The 12,042-nt window shown below is 64.7% G+C and carries 8 protein-coding genes; 4 read left to right on the plus strand and 4 right to left on the minus strand.

From position 1 onward, the window contains the following. Positions 1 to 417, minus strand: a 417-nt coding sequence (locus Q7T84_RS16565) for a hypothetical protein (RefSeq protein ID WP_304811014.1), incomplete at its 3' end; no start/stop codon positions are given. A 308-nt stretch (positions 418 to 725) separates the two neighbouring features. On the opposite strand from Q7T84_RS16565, the gene Q7T84_RS16570 reads away from it, so the two are divergent. Then, complete coding sequence (locus Q7T84_RS16570) at positions 726 to 2,570, plus strand: M1 family metallopeptidase (protein WP_304811016.1); 1,845 nt, start codon at positions 726 to 728, stop codon at positions 2,568 to 2,570. 12 nt (positions 2,571 to 2,582) lie between these two features. Here Q7T84_RS16570 and Q7T84_RS16575 read toward each other — a convergent pair whose 3' ends face one another. The 3 genes from Q7T84_RS16575 to Q7T84_RS16585 form a co-directional block, all read right to left on the minus strand. Beyond that, on the minus strand, positions 2,583 to 4,103 hold the full coding sequence (locus Q7T84_RS16575; RefSeq protein WP_304811018.1) for a S10 family peptidase: 1,521 nt from the start codon (positions 4,101 to 4,103) through the stop codon (positions 2,583 to 2,585). Positions 4,104 to 4,115: 12 nt separating this feature from the next. Beyond that, on the minus strand, positions 4,116 to 5,846 hold the full coding sequence (locus Q7T84_RS16580) for a hypothetical protein (RefSeq protein WP_304811020.1): 1,731 nt from the start codon (positions 5,844 to 5,846) through the stop codon (positions 4,116 to 4,118). Between the two features lie 162 nt (positions 5,847 to 6,008). After that, complete coding sequence (locus Q7T84_RS16585) at positions 6,009 to 6,491, minus strand: Lrp/AsnC family transcriptional regulator (protein ID WP_304811022.1); 483 nt, start codon at positions 6,489 to 6,491, stop codon at positions 6,009 to 6,011. Positions 6,492 to 6,659: 168 nt separating this feature from the next. Here Q7T84_RS16585 and Q7T84_RS16590 point away from each other — a divergent pair, with 168 nt between their 5' ends. From Q7T84_RS16590 to Q7T84_RS16600, 3 genes are all read left to right on the plus strand, one after another. Beyond that, the gene (locus tag Q7T84_RS16590) at positions 6,660 to 7,823 is read left to right on the plus strand and encodes a pyridoxal phosphate-dependent aminotransferase (protein ID WP_304811025.1); all 1,164 of its coding nucleotides are present in this window, start codon (positions 6,660 to 6,662) and stop codon (positions 7,821 to 7,823) included. Between the two features lie 276 nt (positions 7,824 to 8,099). Then, entirely contained in the window at positions 8,100 to 11,078 is a 2,979-nt protein-coding gene (locus Q7T84_RS16595) for a TonB-dependent receptor domain-containing protein (protein ID WP_304811027.1), read from the plus strand. 66 nt (positions 11,079 to 11,144) lie between these two features. Then, positions 11,145 to 12,042 (plus strand): ornithine cyclodeaminase family protein (locus Q7T84_RS16600; RefSeq protein ID WP_304811029.1); only part of this gene is annotated, 898 nt, incomplete at its 3' end.

Here is a 12,042-nt window from a genome sequence, read left to right on the forward strand (position 1 = left end):
GAGCACGGTCGCGTAGAGGCCGTAAACCCACACATAGATCAGGATGTTGAAGACAAAGGCTTCGATCAACGGCGGGAGCGGGGCCGCGACTCCGAACATTTCGCTGCTCACGACGAATATCAGGGGGTCGATCACCGAGTGCAGGATCGCGGCCACCACGGCCACGAGGCCCACGAGAGTGATCCTGGCCCGTGTCGCCAGGGACCGGGTCAACAGAACGGCGCTATAGACGCCTAGGGAGAGCACTGCCCCTAAGCCGGCGACGAACAGGTAGCCGACCGTTTCCCAGAGCGTCAGACCGCCGTTCTTTAGAGCCGGAGCTTGGAAGACGACGAAGGCGAACGCCCAGAAGGCGAGCGTCAGGTGGGTCGCTTGCAGGGCGCCAAAGCGGCGCATGTGCCAGATAGGACTAGTCATTTGCTTCGCCGAGATTCCGTCGAACCGCCATTCTAGCCCGTGCAGCCTTGGCTTGCGGTCCGGTTCGTCGCGGGATTCCGTTGCTTCATCTCATTTCCCCGCACGGGTGACCGCGTTGAAGACGCATGGAACATGCAGCCTGAGGCCCTGAGTGCCTGGATAAAGACAAGAATTCCCCCTGGCGGCCGCTAGAATGGTGCGTGAATCGAGTGCATGCCAGTCATCCTGCGGGAAAGGTTTGCTCAGATCGCATGCCATTTCACTGTCGGGGCCGCCCCTCCATGCACGTCGCTTTTCGAGCTTTTCTGTTGGCGTCCGCGCTGAGCGTGACGTCGGTGGCATGGGCCGCGCCCTTGCCGGTCGCGCCGATCCTGACGACGCCTGAGGCGAAAGACGCGCGGTCATTCGCGCGTCCCCAGGTGGCGCGGGTCACCCATGTTGATCTCGACCTAACGGCTGACTTCGACGCCAAGATCATGCGCGGCTCGGCGGCGATGGATGTCCTGGCCGCCCCGGGCGCCAGCGAGATCGTCCTTGATACGCTGGGACTGAAGATCACCAAGGTCACCGACGGCGCCGGCCGAGGACTGCCCTGGACGCTCGGCAAGGCGGACCCGGAACTCGGGGCGCCGCTGACGGTGCAGTTGAAGGGCGCGAAGCGCATTGTCGTCGAGTACGCCTCGACGCCCGGCGCACGCTCCTTGCAGTGGCTGCCGCCGTCGCTGACCGCCGGGAAGCACAAGCCCTATCTGTTCAGCCAGGGCCAAGCCATCAACAACCGTAGCTGGATTCCGACGCAGGATAGCCCGGGGATCCGCCAAACTTGGACGGCGCGGATCGTCGTGCCCGAGGGGCTGATCGCGGTGATGAGCGGCGAGAAGCTCACGCCAAAGGGCGAGCCGACCAAGGATGGTCATCGCGCTTTCCGCTTCCGGATGGACAATCCGGTTCCGCCCTATCTGATCGCGCTCGGCGTCGGCGACTTGGCGTTCCGTGAGCTCGGTCCGCGGACTGGCGTTTATACCGAGCCATCCATGCTGGATCAGGCCGCTAGCGAACTGGTCGATACCGAGAAGATGGTGACGACCGCCGAGGGGCTCTACGGCCCCTACCGGTGGGGCCGCTATGACCTACTGGTGCTCCCGCCGTCCTTTCCGTTGGGCGGAATGGAAAATCCGACGCTGACCTTCCTGACGCCGACCTTCATTACCGGTGATGGGGCCAATGTCAGCCTCGTGGCTCATGAACTGGCGCATAGCTGGTCGGGCAATCTTGTCACCAACGCCACATGGCCGGACGGTTGGCTGAACGAGGGGTTCACCACCTATTTTGAGAACCGCATCATGGAGGCGCTGTACGGCGCTCCGAGGGCGCGGATCGAAGCCGATCTGAACTGGGACGGCATGCAGGCCGATATCAAGGAAGAGGGCGGTCCGGCCGCGGATGCGACGAAGCTCTATGGTCAGCCGGGCGGCCAGTTGGAGTACTTCAAGGGCGCGACTTTCCTTCGCACCATCGAGGCCATCGTCGGCCGGGAGCGTTGGGACGCCTACCTGCGGTCATATTTCGATCGCCACGCCTTCCAGCCCCAGACCACGGCCGGCTTCCTGACAGATCTGCGCGCGAACCTGATCAAGGGCGATAAGGATCTGGAAGCGAAGCTGGAGCTCGATAAGTGGGCATATGCGGCGGGCCTGCCAGACAACGCTGTCCACGTGAAGTCCGAAGCCTTGGCGCGGGTGGACGAGCAGATGGCCGCCTTTGTGACGGGCGGGCCGGCGTCCTCAGTGAAGGCGTCGGCCTGGACGACCCAGGAGTGGCTGCGGTTCCTGAACAACCTGCCTCTGCAGCTTTCGACGGCGCAGCTGGACGATCTGGATCGAACCTTCAAGCTCTCGGCGTCCACCAACAGCTATGTCCGGTCAGCTTGGCTGGAGCTGGCGATCGCCAACCGGTACGAGCCGGCCTTGCCGTCGCTGGAGGCGTTCCTGAAGAGCGTGGGCCGGGGGCTGTTTATTCGCCCGCTCTATGCTGGCTTGATGCGCCAGGGCGAGTGGGGGCAACCGATCGCGCGCCAGATCTTTGCCGAGGCGAAGGCGACCTACCACCCGACAATAGCCAGCGGCTTGGAGCGAACGGTGAGCGGGTCCTGAGACCCGCTAGCCTTATTCTGGCGTGGCGCTACGAATGAAGGCCCTGACATCGGCGGCGAGCAGCTTGGCGCTCTCGTCCCCGAGATAGGGCATATGGCCCGAGGCGTAGGTTCTCAGAGTCACGCGGTCCTGCGCGAGCCCTGAATGTCGGACTGTGTGCTCCGCGGCCCCGAAGGTCGTGACGAGGTCATAATACCCGGCGCCGATGAAAACCCGCATTGATGGATTTCGCCGCATGGCGGCGGCCAGATCGACGCCGTAGTTGCGGGGAACGAGCGTTCCTGGTCCAGCGCCCCAGTTCCAGCGTGAGTTGATGTCGGCGAAGACGATGGCTTGATAGCGGTCGCTCGGTTCGATCTTTAGCTCGTTCTGGGCGTAGGTGTTGAACGCCGCGACAAACCCGGGCGTGTACTGGCCCATGGCGGGGTCGTCGGCGACGGGATCGCCGCTTCCGCCGTTGATAGGCAAGGTGTAGCGGCCATCATAGGCGCCGACCTGCAAGCTCTCGTTCGTCAACAAAGCCGTCGCGAATTCCCCCATCGAGATGCGCAGGTCATTGTCGAGCCAAGCCTCGCCTGGAAGGCCGGTCAACTCCGACAGCCGTTCGGCGATCCGGGCGCGTTCGGCCTTGGGCAGAGCGCTTCCGGCGTAGAGCGCGCGGACATAGTCGTCGGCGACGAACTGACTGGCTTCGGCCGCGACGTTCTCGGGGCTTCGGCCCTCGCGCGTGATCTTGCCGTGATGCCAGGCGGTCGCCGCCATGGTCGGGAGGTTGTTGAGATAGGCGCGATCATCGCCCTTCACCGCGCTGCCCGGTTCGAAGGACGGCCCCAGGATCAGCACGCCGTTCAGGCTGACCGCGCTCAGGGTTCCGGTGGAGTAGGGGCCGCCCATCAGGGTGTTGGCCAGGACGGCGGCGCGCACCGCGCCGTAGCTTTCCCCCATGATGAATTTCGGCGAGTTCCAGCGCTTGTTCTGCGTGAGCCAAGCCTGGATGAAATCCGACATCGCCCGGGCGTCTTGCGTAACGCCGTAAAAGTCCTCGGGCTTACCGCCCGGAAGCAGGCGGCTGTATCCAGTCCCGACCGGATCGATGAAAACGAGATCGGCGACGTCCAGCAGGGACAGTCGATTATCCGTGATCTTGAACGGCGCCGTCGTCGGCGGATGAACGGCGTCGGCGAAGGATATCTGCCTCGGTCCCAGCATGCCCATATGCAGCCAGACGGACGATGAGCCAGGACCGCCATTGAAGACAAAGACGACGGGACGGGCCTCTTTTGCGTTCTTATCGACATAGGAGAAGGCGAAGATCGTAGCGGCTGGATCGCCTTTGGGATCGTTCAGCAGCGTCTCGCCAGCGGTTGCGACGTAGCTGACTTTGCGGTCGCCAAAGAGGCCCACGTGCTGGGTCACGACGCGATAGGGGATGTAGGCCCCGCTCGTCGTCGAAGGCTGCAGGGTCTGCGCGGCGCTGGCTCCGGCCGAGAGCAGGACCGCGCCTATGCACGCGCTGGTGAGAAGGTGCTTCATCCTACGGCTCGCTCAGATGCCGCAGGCAGTGTCGGGCACATTAGCTACGCGGGTCCAGCGGTAGCCCTCGACGGTTTTGCCGCGTGGCAGATAGGTGATCTCAAGCGGTTGGCCCGCCCGTTCCAGGTGGATCGTCAGTTCGGCGTCCGCATCGCCCTGGATCGCATCGAGGACGACGGCGATGGTGATCTCGTCGCCGTTGCGCACGCCAGCCTTCTCGGCCGCAGAGCCTGGAACCAGGCCTTTGACCCGGCGCGGACTGGCGGTCAGCGAGGCGCTGTCGAAGCCCAGCTCGAAAATTCGATAGGGGACGGTCTCGCGCTTGAAGCAGGGGCCGAAGGCTCCCGTCAGCGGCACGACCAGCTTGCCCGCCATCATGGCTTCAAACTCGAGCTTGGCCTGGGGGCCTAGTTCCGCCGTGACCAGCTCGAGCCAAGCGTCGGTGTCGTAGCTCAACCCGCGCTTCTGACGGTTGAGCATGGCGAAGGTCAGATCGTCGAGCTTGCGCTTGCCCCCCGACTTCGCTCGGATTTCGGCGTCGATGGTCGTCAGATAGAACGAACCTCGATCATAGGGCAGCTTTCGAACCCTAGTGTCGCTCCAGAACTTGGCTGCGATCTCGGAGGCCGGGGCCGTGTTCATAGCGTTGCCGTAGTAGCTCTGGGCTCGCTTGTTGACGTCGTTGAGGAACTCATCGGTGGTGATGAGACCCGCGCGCCAGGTCAGCACCGGGTCGTAGTACTCGGCCATTCCCTCACCGTACCAGGACACGATGCCGTTAGGGCCAGAGAGGCTACCGGTCCAGTTGTGGACAATCTCGTGGGCGAGATGACCGCGCATGCTGTCGGCCGTCGGCGCCGGCGTGTCGCTGAACCCCGACATGAACGAGTTGATCAAACCGGCGCCGCCCGCGCCGGGATAGGGGTTCTTGCGGAAGAAGACGCGGTAGGGCTTTTCTGGCTCGCCAAAAAACCCCGCGATGGCGGTGTGCGCCTTCTGGGTCCACGCGGCGACCGCCTGGGCGTCGAACGGTGGTTCGCCGAGCCAGTAGATGGCGAACGGACCGCTGCTGGGCGCCGGATAGCTGCGCATGGGGCCGGCCATGTAGTAGCTGTGCGCGAGGAGATCGACGGGGCCGACCGTGCGGACCTCGCCTTCGCCGAGGCTCCAGGCGCCGCGGGAGCCGGCAGGCATGTCCGCCAGATCCCACTGCAGGTGAATGCTATACGGCGTCGACGTGTCGGGGAGCGCCATGAAGCTGACGCCGGCGCCATTCAGGCCACCGGCTTCGGGGCGCAGGTCGAAGGGCGGCCCGGAGCCGAGCTTCGGCCGATAGGCCTGCGCCGGCGCGCGATAGCTTACGGTCACATCGCCCACTGTGGGGCGGCTGACCTCCCAGCGCCTGAAGTACATGAAGTTCGACGGATCGACCGGATCGTCCTTCTGGACGAGCGGGACATGGCCTGCCTGGTCGACGACCGTGATGTCCGCTGCGTGGTAGCGTGCGGTCTCGACCGAGGCGAACACCATCGGTAGCCGCAGGAACGCTTCGCCAGGCTTGGCGTCGGGCGCCTGGACCGCAAGGCGGACACCAACATAGTCCACCGCTTGGCCTTCGGCGTGCGGCTTCAGGGTGACGTCGAGCGATGGCGGCGGGGCGCCTTGAGCGGCTGCTGCGCTGCCAAGGCAAAGCGCGCTGATCGCACCCGAAACGGTCGTTGTGAATGTGCGAACAGCGCCCATCTTGGTCCCCCCACTAGCCACCGGCGTCCAGAGGGAAATCCTAGGCGCGGGGCCCCGAAATATCTTGCCGTTCTTGCCTCGGATTCAGCCTTTAGGTGGCTGGTCTATCGGTCTGCGAACCTAGCCTTGCATGAGCAATGCTTGGCCGACTCAAGGCGGCTACTACCTGAATTTCCGCGCGCGCAGAGGGATGGCCGTCGTGTATTTCGACTCCGACAGGGTCACGATCGAGCGCACATCGACGACGCCCGGCAGCTTGAGGATCGTGGAGAAGATGAAGTCCTGGTACCAGTTCACGTCTGGCGCCAGCACCTTCAGCATCGCGTCCATTTCCCCGAACACCGTGTAGCACTCAAGAATCTCGGGGATGTCGTCGATGGCCTGGTGAAACTTGGCGCGATCTTCGTCGCTGAGCGTCGTCATCTTCACCTGGGCGAAGATTTGCATCTTGAAGCCTAACTTCTGGCGATCCACGAGCACCACCTGGGCCTTGATGTAGCCTTCCTCACGAAGGCGTTGGATTCTTCGCCAGCACGGCGACTGGGACAGCCCGACGCGCTCCGCCAACTCGGCCGTCGACAACGAGGCGTCCCGCTGCATCAGCTCGAGAATCTTGGTGTCGATCGCGTCCAACTCCACCGACATATCTTATGTCCCTCATTTCAGCATCGCGCATAACGGATGCAGGCCAACGGCCTGTCAAGGGTGACAAAGGCAAGAAAAACCAAGGTGTGCGGATAGGATCGCTTTGTAGTCAGAGCTGCTTTCGGAGCAGCTCTCTAGCATCCGAATGACGCCACTGGGGGCGAGCTTGTGAACCTGCCGAGTACGCCGCACGCGGCCCCGCGTGGCGAGGCGCCTGACGCTTCCGGCGAGAGCTATTCCAACTGGGTGCGGGAAATCATGCGCGCAGTCGCCGGCGAGCCAGACGCTTCGGTGCTGTTCGACTCCACGATCCGCGAGCCCACTGAGTTGCTCGCCAGTGTCGCGCGCCGCGCTTTCGAAGGCGGCGTCACCGACAGGTTTGAAAGCGTGTTCGCTGGCGGCAATCCGTTCGTCGTCCAGGCTGTCGCCGCGCGATATGGCGTGGCGCGCGAGAGCGTGATCTGCACCACCGGCGCCACCAGCGCCATGGCCATGGCCATCCGCGCTTATGTCGCGCCCGGCGACCATGTGATCGTTGAAAGTCCGTGCTTCGATTTGCTTCCGGGGCTCGCCAAGGAAGCAGGTGCGACGATCAGCTATCTGCCCCGGCGGGCGCCCAGCTTCGATGTCGACCTGGCGGAGCTGGAGCGGCTCATTAGCCCGGACACCAAGCTGGTGCTGCTGACCCATCTGCACAATCCATCGGGCGCCATGCTGGGCGAGGCCGCTTTGGCGGCTCTGGGCGAGCTCGCGACCAGGACCGGGGTCCCGATCCTCATCGACGAAGTCTATGGCGACTTCGCCGGGCCTGGCTCTGCGGCGGCCGCGCTATCACCCGATATCATCAGTGTCGGCAGTCTGGCGAAGGCCCAAGGTCTCTTCGCTCTGAAGTGTGGCTGGGCGATCGCTTCGCCGGCCCGCGTGCAGCAGATGCTGGCCGCGAACAGCCACGGTGATCTCGATCTTTCAAAACTGTCCCATGCGGTGGCCGCCTTGGTCCTGGAGGACATGGCTCCCTTCGATGAGCATTGGCGGGCGACCCTGGAGGCGACGCGTCCGGTCGCCGAGCGCCACATTGAGGCGATGGTCACCGATGGTTTGTTGGAGGGCGGTATCCCGCTAGTTGGCTGCATGTGCTTCCCAGGCGTTGTCGGCGTTTCCGACACCCGCGCGCTGGCCGCTTGGCTGTGGCGCGAGCACCGGATCGTCGTGGCGCCGGGCGAGTTTTTCGGCCTAGCGGGACACATCCGGATAGGGTTCGGCGGCGCTGCCGACCAGCTCGATCGCGGCCTGGCGCGGCTCCACGGCGCCCTAGCCCAATACCGCCGATAGCGTGCGTCGCGGCTTAGTGGTCGCGAGACGAGTTGCCGCGTTCGCCGACCTTTGACCGGCCACATGAACCATGCGGCCCTTTGTCGGGCGCCGCATAAACAATTTGCGACGCTTCCCCTTCGGTTCGAAGAACGAAAAGAAAAACCGCAGGCTCGCACCTACGCTGTTTTCGAGTGCGACGGCCTGACTCAAGGCTCGCGGAAAACAGACCCCGCTATCTGCAGAGGGTCGTCCGCGAACCTGGGTTGGGGCTGTCCTGGGGCCTAGGGGGACAAGATGAAGATGCAGACCGTGCGGGGGCGCTTGTTCGCCTCAACGATGATGGGTGGCTTGGCGCTGGCGGCGACGATGAGCGCGCAGCCGGTTTGGGCTCAGGACGCCGATGTGGCGCTCGAAGAGATCGTGGTCACCGGATCGCGGATCCGGCGAGCCGACATCGAAACCTCGGCCCCGGTCGCCGTGATCAGCGCGCAGACCTTGACGGACCGCGGCGTGGTCCAGGTCGGCGACATGCTGAACCAGATCAGCTCAAATGCGCCCTCATTCGCTATCGGCGATGGCACCGGCGCGGCGGCTGGAAACGGCCAGCAGTTCGTGAACCTGTTCGGTCTTGGCGCGGGCCGGACCCTGACGCTGGTGAATGGCCGCCGCATGGTGACGACGTCGCAAAGCCGCGGCGTCCCGGGCGTGTCGGGGCTTGGTGACCGGGTTGTGGACACCAATATCATTCCCGTCGGCCTGATCGAGCGCATCGACGTGGTCCAGGCGGGCGGGGCGGCGGTCTACGGCTCGGACGCTATCGCCGGCGTGGTCAACTTTGTACTGCGGGACGATTTCGAAGGCGTCGAACTGGACGCCCAGTACGGCATCTCCTCGCGTGACGACTATCCGAAGCAAAGCCTGCGCGGCACCTTCGGTAAGAACTTCCTCGATGGGCGGGCCAATCTGGCCGTCGATCTGGAGTGGTCGAAGACCGAGGCGCTGCTCGACTACGACCGGCCGCGCAGCAACCTTGGCCGGGTCACCATTTCCAACCCCTTGAACAAGAGCCCAACCGACGGCATTCCGTCGGTGATCGAGAACCTGAATACTCGCTTCGTCACCTTCAACGCGAATGGCGTCATTTCGCGGGCGGGTCCGCCCTTCGCGAGTCAGATCGGGGCCGTCGCCGGCCAGCCGATCCAAAGCAACCTCGACGGCACCGCCTTCATTCCCTACGACATCGGCAACCTGCTGAACCCGATGGTCCCGCCCTTCACCAGCGGTGGTGACGGCCTGCCGTTCCAAGAGCTGGCGTCCTTGAACGTCGGCGTCGAGCGCTGGGTCGGCAACGCCATCGGCCACATCGACCTGACTGATCGCGTGAAGCTTTCGGGCGAGTTCATGTACGCGAAGATCCAGGGCCGCGACCCCTACGGCAACCAGGCCAGCAACACTGTGCTCAACGGCGCTGGCACCGGCTCGGGCGCCATCGCGCTGTCGCGAACCAACCCTTACCTGACGCCGGCCATGTCCGCGGCGATCGGCCCAGGTGGTCCGCCGCTGTACGTTTCCAAGTTCTGGACCGACCTGCTGCCGACCCGTGAGAACACCAGCACCACCGAGACTGTGCGGGCGGTATTGGCGCTTGATGGCGATTTCGACTTCGCCGAGCGGAACTTCTACTGGAGCCTGTCGGCCAGCCACGCGGAAACTGACGGTGAGAGCTTCGGTTGGGGCGTGAACACGGCGCGCTTCAACAAGGCGATCAACGCCGTGCGCAACGGCGCCGGCGCTATCGTCTGCGGCGTCAACGCCGATGCGATCGCGACCAATGACGACGCCGCCTGCGCCCCGCTCAACCCATTTGGGGTGGGCAATGTCAGCCGCGACGCCCAGGCATATGTGACGACGCCGATCGGCTCGGATTACCTGAACTCCCAGGACGACTATCTGGCGACCCTCGGCGGGGACCTGTTTGAGCTCCCGGCTGGGATGATCAAGTTCAGCGTCGCCTATGAGCATCGCCGCGAGAAGGCGAAGTTCACCCCGTTCACAGCCGATCAGCAGGGGCTGGTGGGATCGCAGGTGCCGACGATCGCCACCCAGGCGGCGTACAACACCGACGAGTTCTCGGGCGAAGTCCTGGTGCCGATCATCGGCGGCGACTTCACCTTGCCGTTCGTGCAGTCCCTGGAGTTTGACGGCGCCTATCGGCGGGTGAAGCACTCCATCGCCGGCAGCGAGAACATCTGGGGCGCGGGCCTGCGCTGGGAGATCATCGACGGTCTGACCATCCGTGGTTCGACCAGCCGGAACTTCCGGGCGCCGACGCTCGACCAGCTCTTCGCGCCGTCGCGTACGGCCCTGAGCAGCACGGGCCACGACCCCTGCGATGCCGATCGTATCAATTCGGGTCCGAACCCCGCGGTGCGGTTGGCCAACTGCCAGGCGCTGTTCGCGGCCAATCCGGGCTTCGGCCCGCTGGCGACGTTCCAAAGCCTGTCAGAGAACTTCGACAACGCCCAGGTCACCACCGGCGGCAACGCCAACCTGCGCAATGAAATCTCCAAAACCAAGACGATCGGCTTCATCTTCCAGCCGACTTTCGTGCCGGGCTTGACGGTCGTCGTCGACCGCATCGACGTGGATCTGACCGACGGGCTGTCGCCGTTCGCGCCGGCTGACTTCATGTCGGCTTGCTATGACTCCACCAGTCCCTCGGCGGCGATTTGCGGCACGTTCACGCGTGACGCCGCCGGCCAGATCATCGCGGCGACGTCCACGACCTTCAACGCGGGCAAGGTCGCGTTCCGCGGCGAGACCTACAACATCAACTACCGCTTCCCCGTTGGCCGGTTCTTCGATGACCGCGACCTCGGCGAACTGGAACTGAGCATCGACGCCACCCACACCACGCGGCTTGAGACCTCGGTGACCGGCTTCGACTCCAATCGTACGGACGGCACGACGGCTCAGCCCGACTGGCTGGTCCAGTTCGACACCGTCTATGTTCGCGGGCCCTTCCGGGCGAGCTACCAGCTGACCTATCTGCCGGAGGCGAAGATCAACGTCTTCGACACCATCGAGAGCACGCCGACGCCCGAGATCAAGGAAAACTACCGCCACAATATCTCGGCGGCATACGACTTTGGGAAGTACACGGTTCGCGGCGGGATCATCAACGTGACCGACGAGCAGCCGTCCTACCCGACCCGCAGCTACGGCGACATCTTCGGGCGGCAGTACTATGTCGGTCTGAACGCCCGGTTCTAGCGACCGTTTGGGCGGCGCCGGCCTTCCCAGGTCGGCGCCGCTCTTTCCTCAGTTTCGGAGCTAGTTATGGGAGCCGGGGTCGGCGGTAGTGAGATTGGGAGCGTCACCGTCTTCGACGCCAGGGCAGTTCGCGATCACCTGACCTACGAGGTGGCGATCCCCGTGGTCCGCGAGGCGATGCTCGCGCTCTCCGATGGCCGGGTGCGGCAACTCCTGCGCAGTTTCATTGGGATGGGGGAGGGGAGGACCTTCGCCATCATGCCGGCGGCGCTCTCCGAGCGTGGCGTTTTCGGCGCCAAGCTGGTCAGCGTCTTCGCCGACGGTCATGGCCGCAAGGCGCACGAGGGGCTCGTGGTGCTCTTCGACGCCGACACCGGCGCTCCGGTCTGCCTGGCCGACGCCGCCGAGATCACCGCCATTCGCACTGCCGCCGCCAGCGCCGTCGCTACTGACGCCCTGGCGCGCGCGGACGCCAGCGTTCTCGCGGTGCTGGGAATAGGCAAGCAGGCCGCCGCCCACATCCAAGCTATTTCCAAAGTTCGCAACCTCGGCGAAGTCCGTGTCTGGGGGCGCTCCCCGGCGCGCGCCGAGGCGTTTGCGACCGACATGGCCGCCCAGACCGGCCTTCCCGTTCGCGCCTTCACCAGCGTCGGCGAGGCGACCCAGGGCGCTGACATCATCTGCACCGTCACCGCCGCCGTTGATCCGATCCTCACCCTCGCATCGGTCGCGTCGGGCGCCCACGTGAACGCGGTCGGCTCTAGCGGGCCGGGCCAAGCCGAGATCGCCGCCGACCTCGTGGCGGCCAGCCGGTTTATCGTCGACCACCGCGAACATGTGCTGGCTCACGGCGGCGAGTTCCTTCGCGCCAAGGCCGCGGGCCTGGCGGATGACGATCACATCACCGCTGAACTTGGCCAGGTGTTGTCGGGCGCGCGGCTTGGCCGCACCGGGCCTGACGACA

The organism is Phenylobacterium sp. (assembly GCF_030654915.1).
Classification (GTDB): domain Bacteria; phylum Pseudomonadota; class Alphaproteobacteria; order Caulobacterales; family Caulobacteraceae; genus Phenylobacterium.

Bases quoted from the DNA above. Each gene is read 5' to 3' on its own strand.
- Q7T84_RS16580 (WP_304811020.1), bottom strand. From the start codon at position 5,846: ATGGGCGCTGTTCGCACATTCACAACGACCGTTTCGGGTGCGATCAGC.
- Q7T84_RS16585 (WP_304811022.1), bottom strand. From the start codon at position 6,491: ATGTCGGTGGAGTTGGACGCGATCGACACCAAGATTCTCGAGCTGATG.
- Q7T84_RS16575 (WP_304811018.1), bottom strand. From the start codon at position 4,103: ATGAAGCACCTTCTCACCAGCGCGTGCATAGGCGCGGTCCTGCTCTCG.
- Q7T84_RS16595 (WP_304811027.1), top strand. From the start codon at position 8,100: ATGAAGATGCAGACCGTGCGGGGGCGCTTGTTCGCCTCAACGATGATG.